Origin of the sequence: Olsenella sp. HMSC062G07 (assembly GCF_001811895.1) — a bacterium.
Classification (GTDB): domain Bacteria; phylum Actinomycetota; class Coriobacteriia; order Coriobacteriales; family Atopobiaceae; genus Olsenella_F; species Olsenella_F massiliensis.
Genome location: NZ_KV806951.1, coordinates 183,387 through 206,155, shown reverse-complemented (window position 1 = coordinate 206,155; position 22,769 = coordinate 183,387). Strand labels below are relative to the sequence as shown.

21 protein-coding genes are annotated in these 22,769 nt (G+C 64.2%); 4 read left to right on the top strand and 17 right to left on the bottom strand.

Annotated features, from left to right (window positions below; translation table 11 throughout):
* Positions 1-102: 102 nt before the first annotated feature.
* A complete protein-coding gene (locus HMPREF2826_RS04125) occupies positions 103-978 on the top strand; it encodes a MurR/RpiR family transcriptional regulator (protein WP_070639448.1) in 876 nt (291 codons plus the stop codon).
* 176 nt (positions 979-1,154) lie between these two features.
* Here HMPREF2826_RS04125 and HMPREF2826_RS04120 read toward each other — a convergent pair whose 3' ends face one another.
* Both HMPREF2826_RS04120 and HMPREF2826_RS04115 read right to left on the bottom strand, forming a co-directional pair.
* Positions 1,155-1,826 (bottom strand): transaldolase family protein, encoded by a 672-nt coding sequence (locus HMPREF2826_RS04120; RefSeq protein ID WP_070639447.1) that lies wholly within the window; start codon positions 1,824-1,826, stop codon positions 1,155-1,157.
* A gap of 50 nt (positions 1,827-1,876) precedes the next feature.
* Positions 1,877-4,291, bottom strand: coding sequence for a glycyl radical protein (locus HMPREF2826_RS04115; RefSeq protein WP_070639445.1), 2,415 nt, complete (start codon positions 4,289-4,291; stop codon positions 1,877-1,879).
* Positions 4,292-4,642: 351 nt separating this feature from the next.
* Between HMPREF2826_RS04115 and HMPREF2826_RS04110 the strand changes: the two genes are divergently transcribed.
* Both HMPREF2826_RS04110 and HMPREF2826_RS04105 read left to right on the top strand, forming a co-directional pair.
* Positions 4,643-5,353 carry a DUF4125 family protein gene (locus HMPREF2826_RS04110; RefSeq protein WP_168163979.1) on the top strand — a complete coding sequence of 237 codons (711 nt, stop codon included), beginning with the start codon at positions 4,643-4,645 and terminating at the stop codon, positions 5,351-5,353.
* Positions 5,354-5,365: 12 nt separating this feature from the next.
* On the top strand, positions 5,366-6,274 hold the full coding sequence (locus HMPREF2826_RS04105; protein WP_070639443.1) for a glycyl-radical enzyme activating protein: 909 nt from the start codon (positions 5,366-5,368) through the stop codon (positions 6,272-6,274).
* A gap of 437 nt (positions 6,275-6,711) precedes the next feature.
* Here HMPREF2826_RS04105 and HMPREF2826_RS09090 read toward each other — a convergent pair whose 3' ends face one another.
* The 13 genes from HMPREF2826_RS09090 to HMPREF2826_RS04040 all read right to left on the bottom strand — a co-directional run bounded on the left by HMPREF2826_RS09090 (position 6,712) and on the right by HMPREF2826_RS04040 (position 18,524).
* Complete coding sequence (locus tag HMPREF2826_RS09090; RefSeq protein ID WP_168163978.1) at positions 6,712-7,224, bottom strand: DUF956 family protein; 513 nt, start codon at positions 7,222-7,224, stop codon at positions 6,712-6,714.
* 128 nt (positions 7,225-7,352) lie between these two features.
* A complete protein-coding gene (locus HMPREF2826_RS04095; protein WP_070639439.1) occupies positions 7,353-8,339 on the bottom strand; it encodes a PTS system mannose/fructose/sorbose family transporter subunit IID in 987 nt (328 codons plus the stop codon).
* 15 nt (positions 8,340-8,354) lie between these two features.
* Complete coding sequence (locus HMPREF2826_RS04090) at positions 8,355-9,155, bottom strand: PTS mannose/fructose/sorbose transporter subunit IIC (protein WP_070639437.1); 801 nt, start codon at positions 9,153-9,155, stop codon at positions 8,355-8,357.
* 30 nt (positions 9,156-9,185) lie between these two features.
* Positions 9,186-10,175 (bottom strand): PTS sugar transporter subunit IIB, encoded by a 990-nt coding sequence (locus tag HMPREF2826_RS04085; RefSeq protein ID WP_070639436.1) that lies wholly within the window; start codon positions 10,173-10,175, stop codon positions 9,186-9,188.
* Between the two features lie 372 nt (positions 10,176-10,547).
* Complete coding sequence (locus tag HMPREF2826_RS04080; protein ID WP_070639434.1) at positions 10,548-11,471, bottom strand: DUF4037 domain-containing protein; 924 nt, start codon at positions 11,469-11,471, stop codon at positions 10,548-10,550.
* Entirely contained in the window at positions 11,471-12,355 is an 885-nt protein-coding gene (locus HMPREF2826_RS04075; RefSeq protein WP_070639432.1) for a tetratricopeptide repeat protein, read from the bottom strand. Before HMPREF2826_RS04075 ends, HMPREF2826_RS04080 begins: the two co-directional genes overlap by 1 nt.
* Complete coding sequence (locus HMPREF2826_RS04070; RefSeq protein WP_070639430.1) at positions 12,352-13,098, bottom strand: DeoR/GlpR family DNA-binding transcription regulator; 747 nt, start codon at positions 13,096-13,098, stop codon at positions 12,352-12,354. Before HMPREF2826_RS04070 ends, HMPREF2826_RS04075 begins: the two co-directional genes overlap by 4 nt.
* A 147-nt stretch (positions 13,099-13,245) precedes the next feature.
* Complete coding sequence (locus HMPREF2826_RS04065) at positions 13,246-13,719, bottom strand: hypothetical protein (RefSeq protein WP_070639429.1); 474 nt, start codon at positions 13,717-13,719, stop codon at positions 13,246-13,248.
* 252 nt (positions 13,720-13,971) lie between these two features.
* Complete coding sequence (locus HMPREF2826_RS04060; protein WP_070639427.1) at positions 13,972-14,865, bottom strand: PTS system mannose/fructose/sorbose family transporter subunit IID; 894 nt, start codon at positions 14,863-14,865, stop codon at positions 13,972-13,974.
* Positions 14,866-14,867: 2 nt separating this feature from the next.
* Positions 14,868-15,731: a PTS mannose/fructose/sorbose/N-acetylgalactosamine transporter subunit IIC gene (locus HMPREF2826_RS04055; RefSeq protein ID WP_070639425.1), complete on the bottom strand. Its 864-nt coding sequence runs from the start codon at positions 15,729-15,731 to the stop codon at positions 14,868-14,870.
* Positions 15,732-15,829: 98 nt separating this feature from the next.
* On the bottom strand, positions 15,830-16,327 hold the full coding sequence (locus HMPREF2826_RS04050) for a PTS sugar transporter subunit IIB (protein ID WP_058270666.1): 498 nt from the start codon (positions 16,325-16,327) through the stop codon (positions 15,830-15,832).
* Positions 16,328-16,413: 86 nt separating this feature from the next.
* On the bottom strand, positions 16,414-16,839 hold the full coding sequence (locus tag HMPREF2826_RS04045; protein WP_070639423.1) for a PTS sugar transporter subunit IIA: 426 nt from the start codon (positions 16,837-16,839) through the stop codon (positions 16,414-16,416).
* A gap of 194 nt (positions 16,840-17,033) precedes the next feature.
* Complete coding sequence (locus HMPREF2826_RS04040; RefSeq protein ID WP_070639421.1) at positions 17,034-18,524, bottom strand: tyrosine-protein phosphatase; 1,491 nt, start codon at positions 18,522-18,524, stop codon at positions 17,034-17,036.
* A gap of 579 nt (positions 18,525-19,103) precedes the next feature.
* Between HMPREF2826_RS04040 and HMPREF2826_RS04035 the strand changes: the two genes are divergently transcribed.
* Positions 19,104-19,778 (top strand): Crp/Fnr family transcriptional regulator, encoded by a 675-nt coding sequence (locus HMPREF2826_RS04035; protein WP_070639419.1) that lies wholly within the window; start codon positions 19,104-19,106, stop codon positions 19,776-19,778.
* Here HMPREF2826_RS04035 and HMPREF2826_RS04030 read toward each other — a convergent pair.
* Positions 19,750-21,495 (bottom strand): DUF438 domain-containing protein, encoded by a 1,746-nt coding sequence (locus HMPREF2826_RS04030; RefSeq protein ID WP_210388967.1) that lies wholly within the window; start codon positions 21,493-21,495, stop codon positions 19,750-19,752. The genes HMPREF2826_RS04035 and HMPREF2826_RS04030 overlap by 29 nt on opposite strands.
* Positions 21,496-21,687: 192 nt before the next feature.
* Positions 21,688-22,605, bottom strand: coding sequence for a serine O-acetyltransferase (locus HMPREF2826_RS04025; RefSeq protein ID WP_070639417.1), 918 nt, complete (start codon positions 22,603-22,605; stop codon positions 21,688-21,690).
* Between the last annotated feature and the right edge of the window lie 164 nt (positions 22,606-22,769).

The window sequence follows — 22,769 nt, the reverse complement described above, 5'->3', positions numbered from 1 at the left end:
GCGTCCCCCCCAGGCGCACATCTGGTCGTACCATTTACCTATCTACCTATGCCTGCGTGGGGTTTCCCACAGGTCCAGGCGGCACGAGAAGGGGGAGTCCATATGTCCACGAGCCCGACGGCGGTGTTGCTCAAGATAAAGACCTCCTCCTCCACGTTCACCCGCAAGGAGCAGTCAATAGCCCAGCTCATCCTCTCCGACCCCGTACGAGCGTCGCGCATGACCATCAGCGAGATGTCTGACGAGCTTGGCGTCGCGGATTCCACCATCTTCAAGTTTGCCAAGCATCTGGGCTATCAGGGGTTCAGGGACTTTAGGGACGACCTTCTGGCAGACGCCTTTGACCCACAGGTGTCGGTGCATGAGAACATCAGCGAGAGGGACGACATCTCCTCGGTCGCGCAGGCGGTCTTCCAATCGAGCATCAAGTCACTTGAGGACACCCTGCGACTCCAGCAGCGGGATGCGCTCGACAAGGCCGTGCAGATACTGCTGTCGTCCAAGCGTGTTTCGTTTCATGGGTGCGGGGGCTCAAACGCCGTGGCGTACGACTCCTATCAGAAGTTCCTGCGCTCCCCCCTGCAGACCGTATTTGCCCAGGACTATCACCTGCAGCTGATGCAGGCGTCCCTCCTGGGGCCCGAGGACTGTGCGATCGTCATCAGCCACACGGGCCTCACCAAGGAGATGGTCCGCCTGGCGGGCATCGTCAAGAAGGCCGGCGTGCGCACCATCGTCATCACCAGCTACCCGTCCGAGCACCTGCAGGCATACGCGGACGTCGTGCTCGTATCCGTCTCCGACGAGACGGGCTATCGCTCCGAGTCGCTGTCGAGCCGGATCTCGCAGCTTGCCCTGGTGGACACCCTCTATACGGCCGTCATGTTTCATGTGCCCAACGTCTCCGAGACCTTGCACAAGATGCGCCGCGCCATCGCCACGACCAAGCTGGACGACACCGGACGGCCCGTGGCGTAGCGCCGCGACGTGTCACGGGGACGCCGCATGCAAGGGGAGGGCGCCGTCGTGGCACCCTCCCCTCTTGCGATCGTCTCTGCGGCGCCGGAGATTCGCGCGACCGTTCGCAGCCCCTTCTCCCCTGCCCGGCAACGGGCGGGCGTCCGGTGCGAACGGACCGCCTCCCTGGGCCTTGGCTATGCCCTCAGGGTCGTGCGACCGTAGGCCTTCTGCCAGTTGGCCGTGAACTCGTCCACGGCGATGGCGGTGCCCGGATGGTCGACCATGGCCCTGATCACGTCGGGGGCCACCGTGACGGCAGGAGTGCCGGCCGCCAGGAGCTGATGCACCTGGTCCACGTTCTTGAAGGACGCGGCGCAGACCTTGGCGTCCAGGCCGTAGAGGGCCAGCGTGTCAACGAGCTCGACGACCTGGCCGACGCCGTCGCCATAGTTGCACATGCGGTTGACGTAGGGCGCCAGGTAGTCCGCACCGGCCTTGGCGGCCCAGAAGGCCTGGTCGGCAGAGTAGATGCCCGTGGCCAAGACGCCAGTCCCCTCCGCCTTGAGCACCGGGATGGCCTTGAGGCCCTCGCGCGAGACGGGAATCTTCACCAGGACGTTCTTGCCGCCGCGCAGCGAGGCGATCTCGTGCGCCTCCGCGAGGATGCCCTCGTAGTCCGTGGCAATGACCTGGGCAAAGATCTTCTGGTCCTCGCTGAGCACCTCCGTGAGCTCCTCAAGGACCTCTTCGGGCTGCCTGCCCGACTTGGTGATGATCGTCGGGTTGGTGGTCACGCCGTCAATGGGAAGAAACGCGTTCAGCTCCTTGATGGCCTCAATGTCCGCGCTGTCGATGAAGAACTCCATGATGCCGCCTTTCCTCTGGCTCCCGCCGGTCGTGTCTGCTACCCACCAGTCTACAGGGTTTGCTCCGTACGACCGATGATGTCGTCCTGGGTCGTCTTGGACAGCACGTTGAAGAAGGCGCTGTAGCCGGCGACGCGGACGACGAGGTCCTTGTGGGCCTCGGGGTGCGCCTGGGCATCCAGGAGGGTGTCGCGGGAGACCACGTTAAACTGGACGTGGTACCCGTGCAGGCGGTTGAAGAAGGTCCTGAGCATCATCTCGAGCTTCTGGCGGTTCTCCTCGCGCTCGAGCATCATGGGCGTGACCTTCTGGTTCAACAGCGATCCGCCCGTGAGCTTCTCGGTGCGCAGCTTGGACACCGACTTGAACACGGCCGTGGGACCCTGCTTGTCGCAGTTGTGCGCCGGACTCGAGCCCTCGGCGAGGGGCTCGTGGGCCTTCCGGCCGTCGGGCGTCGCCATGGTGCCCATGCCCTGCCCCACGTTGGCGCTGATGGAGCTCGTGCCGGAGTAGCGGATGCCGCCGATGGGCCCGCGGTCGTGACGCGTGTTGGGGTACTTCTTGATCTCGTCGATGTAGGAGTCGTAGGCCTCGACGACCAGGTTGTCCACGTAGTCGTCGTCGTTGCCGTACTTGGGGGCGCCGTCGATGAGCAGCTGCTGGACGCGCCGGCTCTCCGGGCTCTCAAAGTTGTCGAGAATGGCGTCCCAGAGCTGCTGCTGCGTGATCCTCTTCTCCTCGAACACGAGCTTCTTGATGGCGGCGAGGGAGTCGGCCATGTTGGCGATGCCCACCTGAAGACCGCTGATGAAGTCGTAGACCGCGCCGCCCTCCTTGATGGTCTTGCCGCGCGCGATGCAGTCATCGACGAGCGTGGAGCAGAGCACGTCGGGAACCTCGCGCTCGGAGGCCTTGTCGATGGCGTTCTCCACGATCACGGAGTAGCGCGTCATCTCGCGGATGGTCTTGTCCCAGGCCGCCACGAGCTCCTCGTAGCTCCCCATCTGCGTGAAGGTGCCGTAGTCCTGGGTGAAGCGCCTGCCGCTCGTGAGGTCGATGCCGCCGTTCATGGCGCACAGGAGCAGACGCGGGAAGTTGAGGTAGCTCATGCCCGTGCAGCGATACCCCCACTTGCCCGGCACGGCCGTCTCGACGCAGCCGATGGCGGAGTAGTTATATGCATCCTCCTTGGCGACGCCCCAGTTGATGAACGAGGGGATGATGACCTCGTCGTTGTTCATGGAGGGCATGCCAAAGCCGAGCCTCATGACCTCGACGCACTCGTCAAAGAACTTCTTGTCGATGTTCGCGTGGTAACGGACGGTGAGATTGGGCTGGGTGAGGCGGGTCTGCGCGACGGACTGCAGCACGAGGAACGAGAGCTCGTTGACGGCGTCATGACCGTCGGTGGTCTGGCCGCCGATGGTGACGTTCTGGTACATGGGCGAGCCGGCCGACGAGAGCGTGTGCGCCTGGCTGCGAATCTTCTGGATCGTGAGCGTCTTGATCCACAGGTTGGTGAGAAGCTCGAGCGCCTCGTCGCGGGTGATCTCGCCGTTGGCGAGGTCGGCCATGTAATAGGGATAGAGGTACTGGTCAAAGCGGCCAAACGAGACGGAGTGCCCGTTGGACTCGATCTGAAGGAGCACCTGCGAGAACCACACGGACTGGATGGCCTCACGGAAGGAGCTCGCGGGTTCGTAGGGAACCTTGGAGCAGATGGCGCTCATGCGCTCGAGCTCCGCCTTGCGCGTGGGGTCGTCGCAGGTGGCCGCAAGCTTGGCGGCCAGCTCGGCATAACGCAGCGCGAAGCGGCGGGAGGCGTCGATCACGACGAGGACGGCCTTGTAGAACGCGTACTTGTCCACGGACGCGGGATCGGTGAGGTCAAGGGCGGCCTTCGCAGCGCGGGCGCGCTCCTCAAAGCCGCGCAGGCCCTCGCGGAGCAGACGGTCATGGTTGACGGCAAGGTGGGCGTCGCCGGCGTTGAGCTTTCCCTCCATGCCAAAGACGCCCGTCTCCATGAAGACGGAGACCTCGTCGGGCAGAAGCTCCATGCCGCGAGCACGAAGGTTGTTGTTCTCCCAGAAGGGGGCGATGTCGCGGATGCGCTGCTTGTCCTTTTCGGTCATGTAGAACACGTCACCGTCGCGCTTCTCGAACGTGTCGAGCTCGTCAAGGATGAAGCCCAGCGTGTACTCGGGAAACACGGGCGCGTTGCTGTTCTTGGTGGCCTGGTTGCCGGCGATCTGGGTCTTGTCCTCGATGTAGATGGTCATGTTGTCGAGGATGTGCGCGAGCGAGAGGGCGCGGCGCATGACGGGCGGCTGGTTGAGCGTCTGGCGGTAGGACTCCGTGCACAGCACGGCGCGCTCCGCGTCAACAAAGGGCTTCTCGTTGAGGACCTCGTCGCGGAAGGCTTGCATGACCGGGGTCAGCGACCCAAAGTGCTCCTTGTTCTCCATGTTTTTCTCCCTTGCTGACAAGCTGGACGTATGAGCTGGGCGATGACGTGAAACGTTCGTATGTCATGGGCTGTGAATCGTACCGTTACTTCGTAAATAAGCTATAATTATTTCGTTCGTAATATATTGTACGACGGTGCCGGAGCACTGTCAACGAGCGTCCCTGAACTGGCGCGTACGTACAGAACATACATATGCTCCTGACACACGCGTCGCGCAGGGGTCCCGATGGGGTACTCTGTAGATACCCTTGGAAGAGGATTTTGTTTCGTTCATAAGCTCAAAAACATGTGCGCGAGGTCTCAGGCTGTTCCTCGCTCGCACGATGTCGACAGGGGAAAGGGCGGGCGTATGGGCACTATCATCGGACACGAAACCACCGAGGGTGGACGGGCCTCGCAAGGCGGCGACGCGCTCATGGACGAGCTCGTCGAGCGTGAGTGGGCGATGTTCTCCACCGTCAACGAGGGCCACGAAAAAGTGACGTGCCAGGAGCGACCACAGACCTTTGATCAGATGCGGCGCGCCCAGTTTGAGAGCTGGCCAACCGAGGCCCTGGAGAGCTACCTTCACGACCTGCGCGACGCCGAGCAAGAGGGACGCAACCTCGTCACCGAGAAGTACCTGCACATGATGCGCGCCACCGAGCCCGAGAGCTACGAGCGCCTGGGCCAGGTGGCGCCGGCGCCTTCCCCGCGCGCCTCTCAGCTCGTGGACGAGCTGACCTTTGCGATGGTGCGCGACACCGACGAACTCGCCGAGAGCTACCCCTATCTCAGCGTCTTCATCCGTCCCGCCACGAGCGCGGGAGACTCCTCCGTTGACACCTCGTTCGAGACGTACACGAGAGGCGAGCTGATGACCTACTCCGAGCGCACGCTCGAGGCACTGGTCCGCCACCAGCACGAGCTGGCGGCACAGGGGCGCTCCATGACCCGTGAGGCATTTCAAAATACCCTGCGCTACCAGGGATTCTCAAGTCTCGACGAGGCAGAGGAGGAGGCGCGGCGCCAGGTCCAGACCCTGGGCGGCAACGAGGCCTGTCCGGACTGCGCCGAATGAGGAAGGGTCGCCATGCAGCGCGCGACGGTGTTCAACATGCAGAAGTTCAGCCTCAACGACGGGCCGGGAATACGCACGGTGGTGTTCCTCAAGGGATGCCCGCTGCGTTGCTTCTGGTGCTCCAACCCCGAGAGCCAGCGACGTGAGCCCCAGCTCGAATGGAAGGAAGGCGCCTGCATAGGCTGCGGTCACTGCATCGAGCTGCTGCCCCATGCGGGGACGTCCGTCGTCGGCGGCAAGGCCCACGTTGACGTGCGTCACGCGGACGCGACGACGAGCGCCGCCGAGAAGGCCGTGGAGGAGTGCCCGGGCAAGGCGCTCTCCATCGCGGGCGAGACCAAGACCGTCGATGAGGTTCTTGAGTTCTGTCTGCAGGACAAGCCGTTCTACGAGGAGTCCGGCGGCGGCGTGACGCTGTCGGGCGGCGAGGCGATGCTGTGGCCCGAATTTGACATCGAGCTATTGAGTCGCCTGCACGAGGAAGGTGTTGACACCTGCATCGAGACGGAGGCATACGTGCCGACGGAGACGTTCGTCGCAGTCGCCGAGCACCTGGACCACATGCTGATCGACATGAAGCACGGGGATGACGCGGCTCATCGGCGCGGCACGGGCGGCGGCATAGAGCTTATTCACGCAAACATCCGCGCGGCCGTGGAGATGGGCAAGGACGTTCTGGTGCGCACGCCCGTCATCCCCGGCTTCAACGACAGGACCGAGGACGCCCGTCTGATGGCGCGCACCCTGCGCGAAATGGGGCTTTCACGCGTTCAGCTGCTTCCGTTCCACAACTACGGCGAGAACAAGTACCGGCTGCTCGAGCGCGACTATCCCTTGCATGGCGTCACCGCGCTAAAGCCCGAGGACCTATCTGACTACGCGTCGGCCTATCATGACGAGGGCATCGAGGCGTTCTTCTAGGCTTGCCGCCGCCGGGCCGCCGGCGGCCCGGACATGACGACCGCTCAGACGGATTTGGGATGCGCGGGCGCGCCTGGCAGGCGCTCCGGCAAAGGCTTGACCCGTGCGGGAGCACCTGGCGCGCACAAACGCGCATGGATTATGCAGCTGATACTTCACATGCCCCGCAATAAATCGCATTACTCGGGCAAAATGGCCTCAAAAGGGTCAAAAAGGCCGAGTAGTGCGATTTTTGGGCGTGCCCACTTAGGTAGCAAAGCATACTGATTCTCAAAATATGCATCATGCCGTACAGAGGCGCCCGAGGGGACATACCTCTGGATGTCGGCGTCCACCGTCTTGATCCGTAGCGTACAGAAGCGCTCGCGGGGGCATGCCGTGATTCGGGTCCGAACCCAAAGTTGGACCCTGAGCCGCCACAAACGTGAGGGCAAGGCCTAACGCAACGCCACGTTATGGCGCATCGAGACAATCCGTGTTCGCCCCAGGTGAGCATGGATGACGCGCAGCACCTCATGGCCCCGCGACAAAACGAACGGTATCGCACGCCCATCGGCGGTGACCACCTCGATGCCTCGGACGTGCTTGCCGTAGACGTCAGCGCGTACCTTCTGAATGCTTGGCCAGGGAATCGCAACGAACCCACGTCCCGACGCCGCGATGAAGTCTATGCCTCCGTCGCCCAGCATGATCGTTCCCGGCTTGGGGGCAAGTCGACTCAGGAAGCAGTTTGCCTTGGTACCAAGCTCTACCTCGCTGTTTACCAGCATTGGCCCCTGACGCGCAGAATCTTGACCTTCAGGCTCAGCGCTCGTGTGGTCAGCGCTCAAGTGATCTGTGCACGCATGACCCTGACATACGTGACCTTGCCCGTCGGCATCTGCTCCCTCATGAAAAACACCTCTGACAACCTTTTTGACAATGCCAAGCGCGTCAAGCATGTCAGTCATGAAACGCTCCCTTTGGCCTCGCAGTCGCATATGAGAGGACCCCGGAACCCAGAGGTGCCGGGGCCTCGTCACGCCAAACCATCAGACGCACCACCATCAGTCGCCCAACTTCCAGACGCCTAGAAAACTCAGAAGATGCCGACGAGCGCGCCCAGGATGCCCACTGCAAACAGCGCGAAGATGATCGTGATGGGGCTCACGCCCTTCTTGAGCAGGCGGATGCACAGGAAGGTGAGGCCCAGCGGCAGCAAGGCGGGGAGCAGCTGGTCAAGCACGGATTGCAGCGTAGTGGTGCGCACCACCTGCGCGACGCCGTCAATCATGCTCACCGTGTCGGTGCTGGCAAGGGTGCCCACCGACCTCACGCCCTGGGTCAGGCTCTCGGCGTTGACCGTGCCGCCGTTGATGGCGTCGGCAAGGCCTGCGATGCCCGGGAAGGTGTCGGCCGCGTTGCTGAGGGCCGCCTTGGAGAAGACGACCTTGGACATGGGCATGGAGGTCCAACGCGGTATGAGGACGCCCATGATGAACATGCCCAGGATGGAGGCGCCCATGGTGATCTTCTTGAGGAAGCCGCCCGAAAGGTCCTTGGTGATGTTCATGCCCTGCTTGTAGCCAAACTCCTGCGTGTACCACATGAAGGCGAGCCTGACGAGGTTCCACACGATGAAGAACACGAAGGCACCGGCTATGGAACCCGAGAGGGCCAGTGACGCGCAGAAGGCGCCAAGGACGGGGCGAATCGTGCCCCAGAAGATGGGGTCGCCCACGCCGGCAAGCGGGCCCATCATGCCGATCTTGACGCCCTGGATGGCGGCGTCATCGACCTCGACGCCGGAGGCGCGCTCCTCCTCAAGCGTCATCTCGACGCCAAAGATCGGGCTGGCCAGGAAGGGCTGGGTGTTAAAGAACTCAAGGTGGCGCTTGAGGGCCTGGGCCAGGTCATCCTTGTCGGGATAAAGCTCCTTGAGGGCGGGACCCATGCCGTAGCACCAGCCCAGCGCCTGCATGCGCTCGTAGTTCATGGAACCCTGAAGGAACTGGCTCTTCCACCACACCTTGCGACGGGTGGCCTCGCTCAGGCGGGTCGGGGACACAGCTGCGTTGTCTGTCATGTCTCTGCTCCCTTGTTACTCGTAGTCGTTCATGATCATGTCGAGCTGGTCGTCCACGGAGTCACCCCGCGAGGAGCCTCCCCCACCGTTGAACTCGGGCTTGAGGTTGATGTAGATGAACGCCAGGCACACGCCCAGAATGCCCATGCCGATGAGCGTGATGCCCGAGAGGACCGACAGCACGAAGCCAATGAAGAAGAACGGCCAGAGTTCCTTGGTCGCCATCATGTTGATGACCATGGCATAGCCGACGACGACGATGAACCCGCCGGCAGCGGCGAGCCCGCCCGAGATCCAGGCGGGAATGACCTCAAGGGCGGCCTGGACGGCCTCGGCGGGAACGGCGATGACGAAGGCGGCGGGGATGAGGATGCGCAGGCCCTGCAGTGTCAGGGCGGAGAGGTGAAGTCGGTTGACGCGCGCGAGGTTGCCCTGGTCGGCAGCCGCGTCCGCCAGATGGATGATGCCGACGGTGATGGTGCGGATGAAGATCGTGAGGACCAGCCCGGCGACGGCGAGGGCCATGGCGGAGGCGACGCCGTCCGCGACGGAGGCGCCCTTCATGCAGACGAGGATGGCGGAGGCGACGGAGGCCAGTGCGGCGTCGGGCGCGACGGCGGCGCCGATGTTCATCCAGCCAAGGGCGACCATCTGCAGGGTTCCGCCCAACAGGACGCCCTCCATGGGGTGACCCGTGACGATGCCGATAAGCGTGCAGGCGACGATGGGCTGGTGAAACTGCCACTCGTCCAGGACGCCCTCGAGGCCGGCCAAGAATGCGACGACGAGCACGAAGATGATGGATACGACGTTCATGTGGTTCCTTCCCTATCGATTGAAGAGGACCTACTTGTTCAGACCGGCCTTGACCACGAGCCCCCAGACGTCCTGCGGCTTGTCCGTAGGGACCTTCTGGGCAAAGAGCTTGAGGCCGCGCTCGTGCAGGGTCCGGACGGCCTTGACGTCGTCGGGGCCGACGGAGAGGGTGTCGTTGAGCAGCACCTTGCCGGCAGAGTGGGCCATGGAGCCAAAGTTGACCTCCTTGAAGTCCACGCCCCCGTCTATCGCGCGCACCACGTCCTCGGGGTTCTCAAACAGGAAGAGGGCCTTGGTGCTGCCAAAGCGCGGGTCCCCCCAGATCTCGACGAGCTTGGAGACGGGAATGACGTTGGCGCGCACGCCCGGAGGCGCCGCCTCGGTGATGAGGGTCTTGCGCATGGGGTCGCGGGCGACGCCGTCGGACACGACCACGATGCGCGTGGGCGAGACCTGCTTGGCCCACGCGGTCGCGACCTGGCCGTGCAGCAGACGAGAGTCAATGCGGACCAGCGCCGTCTGGATCTTTCCATCGCCCAGGACCGTGCCGGGCGCCAGCGTCAACTTAGACTTGCCCGCCCTGGTCGCCGGCGCGGCAGTGACGATCGCCTCGGGAGTGAGGCTCTCGGGCACGACGTTGACGCTCACCTTGGCGCCTTGGTAGACGCCCCGTGCCACCTCTGCGGCAGTCTGCGCCTCGACGCGCGACTCATAGGCCGAGAGCAGCATGGGAAGGCTGAGGCCCGTGACCGCGACCCAGTCGTCATGCTCGCCCTCCCCAAAGAGCGTCACGGTCTGGTTGTAGGGAGTGCCGCCCTTAAGATCGACAAGGAACAGCACGTGCTCCTGGTCGGACAGGGTCGAGACGGCCTCGACGAGCTTGGCCTTGAAGTCGTCGGGCCCCATGTCGGGGGTGAGAGAGACAGTCGCGACGTCATCTTGGGAGCCAAAGATCATGGCCCCGGACGACAGGACGCCCTCCGCGAGCCCACCATGGCTGGCGAGAACGATTCCTACCACTGCTGACCTCCATTCCATTCTGTGAGAAGAAGCGATGCGTGATCCGTGCGTGAAGCGTGTGTGCGCATGTTGTGACGACTGCCGCGGCGCTTGTCGTCAGTTCATGCTTCGTAATCATAAAATGTTTCGTTCATAAAGTCTATACATTTCGCTAGGAATTATCTGAAGAACGGCAAATTGCAGCCCAAACGTGGGGATACACCTGAGAACCAACGGATGACGATATGTCCCATGGCCGGCGGGCGGTGGGAAATCGTCTTTGAGCGGCATGATGGCACGTCCTGTGCCTACGTTTGCAGACGTGCGACGGGGGCCCGCAACGCACCGCGAGACCCGTCGCCGTCGCGACGCTAGGCGGCACGGACGCGCCCGTCAGTCGTACTGGGGAGGCACCGCCCGCAGCACCGGGTCATCGATGAGCCCCTGGAGCTCCGCGCCCGCCGTCGCCAGGAACCAATCGCCGGTCGTCACCAGGCCCTGGCGTCGCAATTCGCCCAGAAGCAGCGCGCAGACCTCGTCCACCAGGCGCTGCCGGCCCTCCCGGTCGTCAGCCGCCCCCACCAGGCGCCGCAGCAGCTCCCCCACTTGGGGCCCCAGCTCCGGCAGCTCGCACAGCATCCGCCAGGCCCACTTGTAGTAGGGCCGATAGGCGCGATTGAGCAGGAACGTCAGCTGCTCCGCCTCGTCGATGAAGCGCGCCAGCGTCTGGTTGACCGCCACGACGTCGCCGCGCGCCGCCATGCGCGCAAGATTGTACTGACCCGTCTGGGCGAGCGCCATGCATCGCGCCGCCATGCGCTTGAGCCAGAGGTCGCGCGGGTAGTAGCCCAAAAGCCCCCTGCGCACGGCCGAGAAGGTCCCTGGACCGTCAACGAACACCGCCCCGTTGGTGGCCAGCAGGAGATTCTCCTCGGGAATGTCGCGCCACGACCTCCAGCCCACGGGAACGTCGGCGCGCCCAATGAGCTCCGTGTAGAATGCGGACACCGTCATGACGCGCGGCCCCACCCCAAACTCGGACGTGGTCCGCACATGCGCGGGGGGATGCTCGCGCATCAGCTTGGCTTTGAGGCGCTCAAGGCGAGGGAGCTGGTCGGCATCCTCGTCGAGGACCCAGAGGTAGAAGTCAATCCCCCAGTCGTGGTCGCGCGAGAGGCCGTCGTCAAGGCCCAGGCATTCCGACCCGTTGCCCACCAGGCCGCAGGCGACGCGAGGCCACAGGTCGGGCGCCGCGGCCGCAAGGGCCGGCGCCGCCACTCGCTCGACATAGGCGCGCACGTCGTCCAGAACCCCCATTATGAGAGACCCTCTCGCACGTTGCTCATGACCGCGTCGCGCTCGGCCCGGGCGGCGTCAGCCTCACCGGCGCGTCCCAGGTCCTCGAGAAGCGCCGCCATCTCTCCCATCACGGCAGCGTAATCCAACGTCCGTCCCGCACAGCGCAGCAGCGCGTCCCGGGCACGTTCAAGACATGCCAGCGCCGACGCACGCTCACCCAGGACGCGCAGGGCCCGGCCTTGCGCCTCAAGCGCCGAGGCATAGTGCGTCCCCAGGTCACCCTGCCCTTCATACCATTGTGCTGACGTCCGAGCCAGCTCGAGGGCGGCGGGAGCGTCCCCGGCCGCAAGCAGCAGATGCGCCACGTTGCTCTGCGACGTGGCAAGCTCGGCATCATGGCCCGGGAGCTGGGCAATGCGCCCCATGGCCTGTCTGGCGACGTCGAGCGCCCGGAAGACCTGCCCGTCGTCATGAAGCGCGAGCGAGAGGTTGTTGAGCGCTCCCACATGCTCATAGGCATAGGGGTCGCCGGCGTCGGCCAATATCGCAGCAGCCTCCTGAAACGCCTCGATGGCCTCCGCGCGGGCGCCCCGGAGCCGGTCAAGACCCGCGCGGTTGAGCAGGACGATGGCATACTGCGGCGTGCCGCCCATGCCTTCCGCGCGCAGGACCTGCAGCGTCCTGTCGAACACGGGAAGCGCCTCTCCCAGGCGGCTTGCGTTCCTCAGGTGGCAGGCGAGCTGATTCAGCGCCGGCACGCGGTCGAGGGGGGACTCGCCCGCCCCCAGGGGGCGCTTTGCCTCATCTCGCAGGAAGGATTCGACCGCCATGAGGTCGCCTGCGGCGTACAGGGCGTCGAGCCGCTCGTAGAAGCCTTGCTCCGTCCCTGCCGCGCCCGTCATGCCGTCGACACCCTCACGCCGGCGCCCTCGAGGGCACAGCGATATGCATCGGATATGCCCGCGTCCGTATACAGCAGCACGTCATGCCCCGTCAGGCGTAGCGGACTCGAACCGTGCTGACCGAACTTCTCCGACTCCGTGAGCACCACGACCTTACTCGCTGACGTTGCCATGCCGCGCACGGCATCGGCCCGCATGTGGTCGCCGTTGGTGAAGCCCACCTCGGGCGCCCAGCCGTCCACGCCCACGAACAGGTAGTCAACGAGAAACTCGCGTGCGCACAGCCGCACAAGCGGACCCACCATGACCTGCGAGTCGCGCTGCACCACGCCGCCGAGCAGCGTCGTCTCGACCGAGACGCTGTCGCGGATGTAGCTCGCGATGAAGGCGCAGTTGGTGATGATGGTCACACCCTGCCTGGTGTCGGCAAGCTCGCGGGCAAGAAGCGCGCAGCAGCTGCCGCTCTCGATCATGACCGTTGACCCGTCGGGAACGAGCTCTGCGGCCTTTCGTGCTATCCGGCGCTTTTCCTCGTAGTGGTACGCGAGACGCCCACCAAGGTCATTGGGATTGGAGAGGAGCGCAAAGCCATGTTCGCGCTTCACGAGGCCCAGAGCCTGAAGGGCGTCGAGGTCCTTTCGCATGGTGACGTTCGAGACGCCAAGACGTTCGGCAAGGGCCGTGACCTCAAGTCGCTTGTCCTTGGTGAGCATCTCGAGTATCTGGTTGTCCCGCCTGGACATGCACCCTCCGCTCGACGCGCAACGTTTCTAATGAAGCCACTGTAGCGCTTTCCGTAACGTTTTTTGCGTAATAATTTCGTACGTAACGGAAAACGTAATGGAAACGTGCGAGTAAGGGAGGGGGCCTTTCTCACGGGGCTTGTCCCGTCACTTCTTCTTTGTGCCAGACGGCCTCTCCAGGCTCACGCCCGCCGCCATCATCATGGTCCTGACGTTGGCCTTGCCTCGCTCCACCACCATGTACAGCATGACCGAGGCCAAGGCAGAAAGGACGAACGTGCTCATTCCCACGACGAGCGCCCAGGCGGGACCGCCCTGATAGATGTTCCAGTAGGCGAGCAGCGCCCCCACGGCCAGCAGGGAGTAGGCGATGCGCTTCCACACCTCCAGGTTCATGATGGCGCGCGTCTGCACGTCCGCCTCGCGGATGAGGGCCTCCCTGCGCTCGGGCGAGACCCGCTTTCCCGTGACCACGTGGCGCGCACCGGGCGCAAAGCCTCCGGGGACCGTGACGGGCGTCGGCTGCGCATCGGCCGCTTTGGTCGCGTCGGTCGCGCCTGCCGCCGTTGTTGCCGTGGCCGCCTCCTCGCGTCGCGTGAGGTCACTCTCGCTCGTGTGCATGGCTGCGCCTTTCTGTCCTGCGGACGATTGTGCAAGGGGCAAAGGCGACCCAGCCGCCAGGCCCCTGGCCGCCGGGCCGACAGGCCGCGTCAACGCCTGCCACCCGGTCGCGTCGACTGGGCCGCGTCGTCCGCAAAGCTTACGAACGGGGTGGGGCCGCCAGTGGGCCCCACCCCGTCTTTCACTATGCCGGCTGTGCCGGACTCGCGGGAACCAGCGCCCCATCCGGGAGCCGGCACCCCACCCACGTGCCTAGTAGGACAGGCCGGGGTTGAAGAAGCCCACGAGCACGCCCACAAAGGCGACGGCGACCAGGATGAGCATGACCGGAATGACGCCGATCTTCTTCTTGGTCATCATCCACCAGCAGAGATACACGAACACGAAGTTGAGGAGCTTGGGGAAGATGCCCGAGCCAAAGACGTTGAGCGACACCGCACCGGTGGCGTTGAGCGCCTCGGCCGTGACGGTGGAGCTGCTGGACCACAGGACGTTCTCGAGCGGCCCGACGCCCGGCAGAACGAGCGCCGTGCTGATGGAGACCCAGGTGGCGGCAACGGCACCGATGACCATGGCGCCCACCATCAGAATAGCGCTGCGCAGGGCCTGGGACTCGGGACCAACGAGAGCCTGGACGGCGGAGCCGCCGAGCTCGTAGCCGCGGTCATAGGCGAGCTTCATGCCAAAGTACATGAGGACGTTCCACGCGACGATGTAGAACAGGGGACCCAGGACCGAGCCGCCGGCGGACAGGCCAAGGGAGATGCCCAGCAGGATGGGGATGAGCGTGCCGACGATGATGGAGTCGCCGAGGCCGGCGAGGGGGCCCATCAGGCCGGCGCGGATGCCGTTGATGGTCTCGTCGTCGATGGCCTCGCCGTTGGCGCGAGCCTCCTCGAGGCCGACCGTGAGGCCCACGACCATGGTGCCGATCTGGGGCTCGGTGTTGAAGAACGTGGTGTACGTCTCAAGCGCGCTGACCTTGTCCTCGTCCTTGTCGTAGAGCTCGTCCACGATGGGAAGCATGGCGGCAAGATAGCCAAACGTCTGCATGTGCGCCTGGGAGAAGCAGGTCAGGTTGCCGTAGGCCCAGTTCCTAAAGGACTTCCTGCGGGCACCGGTGGAAATCTTCTTGGTCTCGGCCATGATTAGATGTCCTCCTCTTCCTCGTCGTCGGAGGCGCCGGCGCCACCGGAAATGGCGGGACGGGCGACCTTGGCCTCCTCGATCTGATACTTGATGAGCGCGAAGAACGCGGCCACGACGGCGCACGCGATGAGATTGAGGTGCAGGCAGGCCGCGAGCGTGAAGCCAAAGGCAAAGGTCAGCCAGTCAAGAGGCTTGTTGATGACCTGCTTGCACAGGATGGCGATACCGACGGCGGGAAGAAGGGAGCCGACGGTGAACAGTGTCTTCATGGCCAGGCCGTCCATGGGCATGTAGTCCTTCATGAGCTGGACCATCTGGGAACCGGCCATGCAGATGATGAACGTGGGGATGAAGGAGAACAGGACGTGCGAGATCCAGGGATAGACAAAGTCGACGAGCGGAATCTGACGCTTGATGGTGTTCCAGTCACGGGTCTCCATGGCCTTCCAGCCGATGGACTGCCACACGAGGTTGAGCGTGGCGGTGCCATAGAACAGGACGGTGCCGAGGGTGCCGACGGCGGCACCGAGGGCGGCGGCGAGCGACGCGGCGGCGGCGGAGCTGGGGTCGAGACCCTGGGCGTGAATGGCCAGGATTGACAGAGGGATGCCGATGTAGGTTACGGCGCGCACGTCGGCGGAGACGGTTCCGCCGGGGGTCACCAGGGCGATGTAGACGACCTGGATGGCCGCACCGACGATGATGCCGGACTGGACGTCGCCAAGGATGAGACCGACGACGAGGCCTCCGACGAGGGGGCGACCAAGGGTGTAGTTACCGATGGTCGTGCCGCCCATGCCTGGCAGGGAGGCCAGGCAGGCAAAGAGACCCAGCAACGCGGCCTGAAGTGCATTGATTGCCATAACGCATGCCACCTTTCTTACCTAGATGCTCCTCCGCCCTCCAAGAGGGGGCGGATCGACTATGTCGAGGGGCCCTCGCACGAGAGGCCCCGTGGTGCCTACTGAAGGTCGAAGCGACTGCGGAACTTGGACCAGTTGCCGATGGCGTTGTCCTTGAGGAGCGCGAACTCGACGCTGTAGCCCGCCTTGGTGATGTCCTCGATGGCCTGGGCCTCCTCGGGGGTGATGGACTGGTTGTTGCCCAGCTTCACGGCGCCGGGACGGTCGTTGCACGGGCCCACGATGACGGTCTTGATCGAGGAGGGCTTGAAGCCAAAGTCCACGAGGATCTTCTTCATGTCCACAGGGTTCTTGGTGATGAGGAAGTAGTTCGTCTTGCTCGCGAGGACCTTCTCCATGCTCTCCTTGAAGTGGTCGAGCGTCCAGACGAAGGTCTTCTTTTCGGGCGCGGCGCCCTTGTAGGCGGCCTTGAGGACGGGGTTGTTGGCTGCCGCGTCGTTGACGGCGATGATGCCGTCGCAGGGGAACTCCAGAGCCCAGCGGGTGACGGTCTGGCCGTGAATCATGCGGTCATCGATACGAACGAATGAGATCATGGGGACGCTTCCTTTCTGGTTGATAGGAAAACCTGCGATGCGCCGCTGCGCGACGCGGGGACATTGGCTTTCGCACGAAGCGTGCCTCAGAGGTCCTCGTCCTCGTCGCCGCCCAGGTCGAGCACAAACTCACGGATGGCGGCCTGACCCTCGGCGATGACGCGCTCCTTGAGGGTGGCGTCGTCCTCGTCGGCCTCCATGGCAGCCGTGATGACCATGGGAAGGTTGGCGCCGCCAAACACGGTCAGACGCTCCATGATGCCCTTCTTGGTGAGGACGTTCATGGCGTTGGTGAGGGGGGACCCGCCTATGACGTCGCCAAACAGGAAGACGGAGTCGTCGGCGCCGATGGGGGCCACCGTCTCCTCAAGCTTCTGGACATAGGCCTCGGCGCCCATGTCGCTGGTCATGCAGCAGTCAAGGACGTCATCCCTCTCGCCCACCAGCATGTCGAGCACGCTATGCAGCCCGGGAGCAAACGTGCCATGACTCACGATCAACAGATAGCGCATGCGGTCTCCTTCCATAGCGACATGATCGAACCCGCGCCCGCACGGATGCGAATGTGTCTTGGCGGCCTCGGGACTTCGCAAACCCAACCGTCAGTATACCGTGTTATGGAGGAGATGTGTCCAAATTTCTCTGAAACGGTGAAGACGTCTCTTTGTCCTGCACGTTTTTTGTCGCCGGGGGCCGTTGCGGCCCCTCACTCCCAGGAGATCGAGGCGACCTCGTCGCCCACCTGGACGCTGCCGCTGTCGCGGATGTCCAGGCGGGGGAACTCGCTCGAGTTGGTGACGATCATGAGGACGGGGCTCGACGCGTCCTTTCCCACCAGGGTGGGGTCCCACGACAAAAGCGGCGTGCCGCGGTGCGCCGAGTCGTTCTGCCACACGTGCTGGCGGAAGCCTCGCCTGCTGGCCGACGCCGTTGAGGAGGCGACGACGATGAGGACCTCGATGCCGTCCTGGGTGAGCACGCCAATGGCGTGACGCGTGGGAACCTGTACCGTCACGCGACAGGCGGCGGGCGCGTACACCGTGTTCCCGCTTGGGACGATGGCCACCCCCGCCCCGCAGGCGCCGCTCGCAAAGTACGGGTCGTCCACGTCGGACAGCGCAAGGAGCTCCCCCGCCACGGGGGCGAAGAGCTTGCCCCTCTCCTCGAGAGGCACCTCCAGGGTCACGTAGTCGTGGTCGTGGAAGGAGCGGTTGCGCTGGTTCTCGTCGATGCGCGCCATGAGGTCGCGCGTCTTGTCGCTCATGTAGTAGAGGTCTGCGGTCACCTTGTCGGGACGCTCGTAGGCATGGACGAAGAAGGTCGTGTTTGCGACGGGCCCCGGGATGTCGCGATGGAGCAGCTCGGCGCTCGAGACGAGCGTCTCCTCGGCGGGCATGCGGTAGCGTCCTGGAAAGCGGCGCAGCAGAAGCGCCCGCACCTGGGAAATCTCGGATTCGCGGACACCGCAGGACCTCAGGAAGCCCTCGTAGCCGCCAAACGCCTCGTGGATGCGGTCGTGCACGAGCGAGACGGACGCGATTCTCGTCCTGAGCTCGCCGCGCACCTGGAGCGTGCGGGCGCCCTCCTCCACGTGCTCAAAGATGGCTGCGTTGACCTCGGGGATGTAGCCAAAGGAATAGACGTAGTCGGCCACGAGCTGGCGCCTCTCGACGCCTGCGAGCCCCAGGAGCACCAGGGAGAGAAGGCCCGTGCGGTCGCTTCCCGCGCCGCAGTGGAAGAGCGTGCACGCCGAGCGCGGCGCGTGCGCCAGGAAGGTGAAGATCTGCCGGAAGGCCGCGCGGTTCTCGAGCATGGAAAGGAGGCTCTCGGTAAGATAGCCGCCCACGTCGTCCTCGTGCGCGAGCACGCCCGCCGAGATGTCAAAGTCGTAGAGCGGCACGTTGAGGTACTCGACGTTGCGCAGAGACAGCAGGCTCTCGGGGCTGTTGGTGACCTCCTCCTTGCCGCGCAGGTCGAGGATGCGCCGCACGCCGTAGTCAAAGAGCTCGCGCGCGTCGGAGGGGCTGATGCGCGCCGTGGAGCCAGAGCGCAGGAAGCGCCGATAGCGCGTGGTGCCCGAGGGCGTGGGAAAGCCGCCAAGCTCGCGGACGTTGATGCCCGTCGCGATGTCGACCCGACCCGTCTCATAGCCGCGACGGGCGGCGCCCCGCTGCCGGCCTCTGCCCAGAAGGCGCATGCCATCACCCGTTTCGCTCGCACGGTCCTGAGCTCATCGTAGCAGCCTGACACGTGTCCGGCCAGGTCGCTCGCCGCACGTCCTCGCATTGATATGTGGTGGGTCAATGAGGCATGTTTGACGGAGGCCTCTCCGAGGGAAATTGATTGAGCTCATAAACTACATCATCACGATGGGTCGCCCGGCGCGGCGCCGTATCTGGGATTTTCTGGGCCACAACTATCACGGGAAAACACGAATGGTTTGTTATCCAGTGTGCCCCCACAGGTATCAGGCGCTTCTTGGCGCATAATTCAAACTAATGGATGAGATGCCCTTACAAGCACATTGCTGACGTGTGGCACATCTTTTCGCCCCTCTACAGACCGCATTAGTCGGCCTTTTTGGAGTTTTGAGTCCAAAAAGGCCGACTGATGCGGTTTGCGCGAACGCCAGACATGCTGCACGTAGATGCAGGGCAATGTATCAAGACCCAGAGCCCTGCGTTTTTGTTGCTGCAACAACAAAGGCGGGTACAATGAGTTGACGTACGCGCCACCATCCGCCTGTCCGTTTCCGCGCCGCCGCATCGGAGACCCCATGAACTGCCAGTCGCTCTCGCACACGCAGCTCTTCCTGGGTATGTCGCCTCAAGACATCGAGGAGGTCCTTCCCTGCCTCGGCGCCCACGAGCGCTCATTCGCCAAGGGCGAGGCAATTCTTCGCGCCGGGGACGTCACCAGGGAGATCGGCCTCGTCGAGAAGGGCAGCGCCAACGTGGTGGTCAACCTCTATTGGGGCGAGACGCGCATCTTTGGGCACATCCCACGAGGCGACATCTTCGCACAGAACTACGCCGCCCTCCCTGATCAGCAGACGACCTGCGACATCGTGGCCGTCGAACCCGCTCGCGTGCTCTTTGTCTCGCTCGAACGGCTGCTCACCACCTGCACGCGCGCCTGCGGATACCATCACCAGCTCATCTATAACCTCGTGCGCATCTCGGCCGAGAAGAGCCTGGGCCTCTCTCGACGCATGATGCACATCGCCCCCAAGACCATCAGGGGGCGTGTGCTCTCGTATCTCTCGGAGCTTGCCGCACGGCAGGGCGGCCCGCGCGTCAGAACGCCCTTCTCGCGCCAGCAGCTTGCAGAATACCTGGGCGTCAACCGCAGCGCCCTCTCAAAGGAGCTGGGCAAGATGCGGCAGGAGGGCCTGCTGACCTATCACCTGAGCGAGTTCGTCCTCAGCGACGACGCCCTGCATCAGGCCTGACGCGCGAGAAGTGCTCCTTGGCGAACTCCATGTCCTGCACCGTCTCGACCGTGCCGACGTAGGAGCCTCCCCCATCCCGAACGGCCCAATAGGTTACGAGCATGGTGCGCCCGCCCTTTTCCATCCACACGGGCACGCTGTCCTTGGTGCCGTCGCGGAAGCTTTCGATGATGGCTCGGACCATGGGCTCCACCTTGGGCGGGTGGCAGGAGAACACATCGCGGTCGATGGCCATGCCCGCGCGCTTGAACACCTTTGGCCCCTCGTTGAAGAAGCGGTTGATGTTGTTCGCATCCACGAACGTAATCTCAAGCGGGAGCGTGTTGAGCATGGCCGTGAGCTGAGGAACCGTCAGATGTCCGCCCGGCATGCGAACCTCCTCCTCCACGCTGGCGCCCGTCGTGGCGCCTGACGCCTCGTGGGCGAGCGCGTCCTCGGCCTCCTGCCACACAGACCCCTGGACACCCAGGCAGCTGGCGTAGTCCTTGGCATCGTGATAGACGCCCACCCACTCGTCATCCCCAAAGGTCTCGGCGCAGACGGGAAAGAGAATGTTGCGCTCCTTGTAGACCATCTCGCTCGCGCGACCGACGACCGCCCGCAGACGGGAGAACCACACGGCGCTGCGGTCCTGGTCCCTGTAGAGCGCGGACAGCTCATCGCGAATCTCGTCGTCAACGGTCCACATGACCATTGCCGGGCCCGTGATGTTATGCCTGGTTCTGAGCTGCGGATAGAGGAGGTCGCCCTTCTTGGCGTAGTGGATGGCCACCTCACGCAGGCGCGCGAGCAGGGCCGAGGGGTCCTCCCCTGCGTCCAGAACCTGCAGGAGCTCGGCAATCAGCGCCTCGATGCGCTCATTCTCGCGAGAGAAGGTCTGAAGGGGGTGTCCCTCCACGGTCTCGAGTGACGCCGTGGAAGAGGCGCGCGTCGCCGTGAGAGAGGCGGATCCTGCTTCAGGAGAAGCGGAAGCCGAGGCCGGCGCGGCGACATCGGAAGGGGCGGCGGCAGGCGGGTTTGCTGCCAGGGCACGCGACGCGCGCTCGAGGGCCGACTCGTTGCCATGGGAGACGGACGCCGCAGCCTCAGCCTCGGCATGGGCGAGGCGCTCTTCGAGGGTCGAGCCGTGAAAGAGCGCGGAGTGGACGTCGCAGAGGCGCTGCACCTCGTCAAGCGGGGTCCCCTCGCTCAGGATCTCCTGTTCGGCGCGCATGATCTCCGAGGCCTCAACATCGCTGAACTCCCTCGCGAAGTCGCCGCGGACCGCCTCGAGATCCTCGCCCGCACCCAGTCGGCGCAGATAGCCCTTGATCTGCTCCGTGCGATTTGCCGCCCGTCCGAACGGGGCCGACGGCGCGGACGAAGCGGGCGGCGCGGACGGATTCTCCGAGAGGGACGCTTTGGGCGCGGCCGGCGCGGTCCCAGACGCCGATGTCGCTCCGGGCGCCGCAGGCGCGGTCCCCGGTGCCCCCACGACCGTGAAGCCACGCGCCTCAAGGCCGCGGACCACGTCATCCAGGGGGATTCCCTTGATTCTGGCACCCTTGGGGATGGTCATGACCCGACCTGCCGAATGAAGTATCGCGTTGTTATCTATCTCGGAAAACCCAAGCTCAGATAGGATGTGAGCCAGCTCGGGACGTTCGCTTACAAGGTCGAAGACCGTGCGAGAGAGATCGAGCGTCTTATTGCCGCCGACATTGCCGTTGTCCATCATGGTCGCTCCTTTACGTTGGCGTGTTAGCTGCAGCATAGGAGCACATGAGCGCAATGTATGTGGTTATGGCAATAAAAAGTTTGACTTGGTTATCAATTTTTGTCACGGGGGGCGAGCTGCTGTTTTATCGCGGAGAGCGGCCTGTTCGCCGCCGTAACGGTCGGGCAGGCGACGGCCTTCGCGCGCTCCCCCCTATATGACGTAATTCCAGGCAGGCTCGGGCTCGCCCGGATGATGGACGATGATCTCCTGATCCTTGAGCTTGACGCGGGCGTGCTCGGGCACCGACTCGCACACGAAGGCGCTGCCGCTCACCACCGACCCGGCGCCGATGTGCGTCTCGCCGCCCAGGATGCTCGCGTTGGAGTAGACGGTCACGTAGTCGCCGAGCGTGGGGTGACGCCTGACGCCCGAGAGCCCCTGCCCCTTCTGCGTGGAGAGCGCGCCCAGGGTGACGCCCTGGTAGATCTTCACGTGATTGCCAATGACGGTCGTCTCGCCAATGACCACGCCCGTGCCGTGGTCGATGAAGAAGTACTCGCCGATCTGGGCGCCCGGGTTGATGTCGATGCCCGTCTTGCTGTGGGCGTGCTCCGTCATCAGACGAGGAATCAGCGGCACGTCAAGCTCATAGAGCACATGTGCCAGACGATAGACGAAGATGGCATAGAGCCCGGGGTAGGAGACGAGCACCTCCTCGTAGCTGCGCGCCGCGGGGTCACCGTCAAAGAGCGCCTGAATGTCCGTGAGCAGCAGGGCCTGGACGTTGGCGAGCTCGTCCATGAAGGTGCTGGCCAGGCTCGTCGCCCGCTCGCAGGCGAGCTCAAGCGCGAGCGAGCCGTCGCCAAAGATCAGCGCGTCGCGAATCTGGCACCTGAGCACGCGCTCTATGTGCAGGAGACGCTCCCCTATCAGCAGCTCCGAGCTCGTGCCGGCGGCGCTGTCGTTGTCAAAGTAGCCCGGAAACATGAGGCCGCGGATGTCCCCCAGGAGGCTGATACAGGCGCTGCGGCTGGGAAAGCGCTTCTTGGGCTCCCCAAAGAGCGCCGCCTCGGCCTCATAGCCACGCCCAAACGCGGCGATGCGCCTGTTGAGTGCGTCTTCCTGCATGCGTGCCTCCCTCGCTGAACCGGCAGAGGCGCGGCGTGCGCCTCGTGATTGGTCCCACAGTGTAGCTCATCGAGGAGAACGGGGCCTACGCGGCAGGCATCGGCGCAACCGAGCCCAAGGCGTGTGCGGGGCAACGGCGCCGAGATAACAAAAAAGGTCAGAAG

Bases quoted from the DNA above. Each gene is read 5' to 3' on its own strand.
- HMPREF2826_RS04125 (WP_070639448.1), top strand. From the start codon at position 103: ATGTCCACGAGCCCGACGGCGGTGTTGCTCAAGATAAAGACCTCCTCC.
- HMPREF2826_RS04120 (WP_070639447.1), bottom strand. From the start codon at position 1,826: ATGGAGTTCTTCATCGACAGCGCGGACATTGAGGCCATCAAGGAGCTG.
- HMPREF2826_RS04115 (WP_070639445.1), bottom strand. From the start codon at position 4,291: ATGGAGAACAAGGAGCACTTTGGGTCGCTGACCCCGGTCATGCAAGCC.
- HMPREF2826_RS04110 (WP_168163979.1), top strand. From the start codon at position 4,643: ATGGGCACTATCATCGGACACGAAACCACCGAGGGTGGACGGGCCTCG.
- HMPREF2826_RS04105 (WP_070639443.1), top strand. From the start codon at position 5,366: ATGCAGCGCGCGACGGTGTTCAACATGCAGAAGTTCAGCCTCAACGAC.
- HMPREF2826_RS09090 (WP_168163978.1), bottom strand. From the start codon at position 7,224: ATGACTGACATGCTTGACGCGCTTGGCATTGTCAAAAAGGTTGTCAGA.
- HMPREF2826_RS04095 (WP_070639439.1), bottom strand. From the start codon at position 8,339: ATGACAGACAACGCAGCTGTGTCCCCGACCCGCCTGAGCGAGGCCACC.
- HMPREF2826_RS04090 (WP_070639437.1), bottom strand. From the start codon at position 9,155: ATGAACGTCGTATCCATCATCTTCGTGCTCGTCGTCGCATTCTTGGCC.
- HMPREF2826_RS04080 (WP_070639434.1), bottom strand. From the start codon at position 11,471: ATGGGGGTTCTGGACGACGTGCGCGCCTATGTCGAGCGAGTGGCGGCG.
- HMPREF2826_RS04075 (WP_070639432.1), bottom strand. From the start codon at position 12,355: ATGACGGGCGCGGCAGGGACGGAGCAAGGCTTCTACGAGCGGCTCGAC.
- HMPREF2826_RS04070 (WP_070639430.1), bottom strand. From the start codon at position 13,098: ATGTCCAGGCGGGACAACCAGATACTCGAGATGCTCACCAAGGACAAG.
- HMPREF2826_RS04065 (WP_070639429.1), bottom strand. From the start codon at position 13,719: ATGCACACGAGCGAGAGTGACCTCACGCGACGCGAGGAGGCGGCCACG.
- HMPREF2826_RS04060 (WP_070639427.1), bottom strand. From the start codon at position 14,865: ATGGCCGAGACCAAGAAGATTTCCACCGGTGCCCGCAGGAAGTCCTTT.
- HMPREF2826_RS04055 (WP_070639425.1), bottom strand. From the start codon at position 15,731: ATGGCAATCAATGCACTTCAGGCCGCGTTGCTGGGTCTCTTTGCCTGC.
- HMPREF2826_RS04050 (WP_058270666.1), bottom strand. From the start codon at position 16,327: ATGATCTCATTCGTTCGTATCGATGACCGCATGATTCACGGCCAGACC.
- HMPREF2826_RS04045 (WP_070639423.1), bottom strand. From the start codon at position 16,839: ATGCGCTATCTGTTGATCGTGAGTCATGGCACGTTTGCTCCCGGGCTG.
- HMPREF2826_RS04040 (WP_070639421.1), bottom strand. From the start codon at position 18,524: ATGCGCCTTCTGGGCAGAGGCCGGCAGCGGGGCGCCGCCCGTCGCGGC.
- HMPREF2826_RS04035 (WP_070639419.1), top strand. From the start codon at position 19,104: ATGAACTGCCAGTCGCTCTCGCACACGCAGCTCTTCCTGGGTATGTCG.
- HMPREF2826_RS04030 (WP_210388967.1), bottom strand. From the start codon at position 21,495: ATGATGGACAACGGCAATGTCGGCGGCAATAAGACGCTCGATCTCTCT.
- HMPREF2826_RS04025 (WP_070639417.1), bottom strand. From the start codon at position 22,605: ATGCAGGAAGACGCACTCAACAGGCGCATCGCCGCGTTTGGGCGTGGC.